General features: G+C 56.6%; 1 protein-coding gene. It reads left to right on the forward strand.

What is annotated here, in order from left to right; all coding sequences use genetic code 11:
- Positions 1–150 precede the first annotated feature (150 nt).
- Positions 151–396, forward strand: coding sequence for a hypothetical protein (locus EN984_RS36420; RefSeq protein WP_127270296.1), 246 nt, complete (start codon positions 151–153; stop codon positions 394–396).
- Positions 397–788: the final 392 nt, after the last annotated feature.

Below are 788 nucleotides of genomic sequence, written 5' to 3' on the forward strand. Positions count from 1 at the left end.
TGCCTGATCCCTGCAACGGTCAAAGACGAAACGCAGCATGCCTTTGGAAAAGAACCTGCCTCCCGCGTGTGGCATCGTTGCGGCACGTAAGGCACGCAATCTGCCGATCCACGAACGGGTCGGTACCAAGTTATTGACGAGGAGAAGCCCATGTCCAGCGTCCATCCAGTTCGCGCACTTTCCGCAGCGCTCGAGGCTGCGAGGACGAATGCTGTCGAAACCATCGCGGCAGATGGCGGGCCTCTGTCATCTGCAGTTCTAGCTGAACTCGCCATGTTGCAAACTGCACTGACGGCCACCCGCCAAACACTCGATGAGCATGGAACCCGATTGGGCTGGGGTGGCGACGAGGGGGCCGTGGATCAGGCGGTTCTAGAACTCCATTCAATCAAATAGCTGGATTGCCAGTACGCAGTGATCGGCTTCCTTTCGTTGTGCCAGAGTTTGCCGTGTTATTGTTCGGCAATCCGTAGGTCCGCACTGACTGGCTTCGCGTCTCTTTGAAGTTTTGGAGCAGCCAACAGTTAAAGGCGTGCAGCCGGAGCTGCCAGCATCATTTGGACCACAACTGCCAAGCGTCAGGTTTTCCTTAGCAACTCGGGACGACCTGCGCTTCCCATTGTGAACGAGCGCGACGAGGACCAAGGTTGTCGACGCACCACAGCAAGCGGGCAAATTCTTACCAAGGCAATCACCTGCCACGGCATGTCGGTTGGACGGTTTCAGCATGCTATGGAATCGAAGGAAACAATTGTCCAGAAGCTCTGCACGTTCCCGCGGTGAAGCGT

It is taken from the genome of Mesorhizobium sp. M7A.F.Ca.CA.004.12.1.1 (assembly GCF_003997835.1).
Classification (GTDB): Bacteria; Pseudomonadota; Alphaproteobacteria; order Rhizobiales; family Rhizobiaceae; genus Mesorhizobium.

Coding starts and splice junctions, on each gene's coding strand:
- EN984_RS36420 (WP_127270296.1), top strand. CDS start 151: ATGTCCAGCGTCCATCCAGTTCGCGCACTTTCCGCAGCGCTCGAGGCT.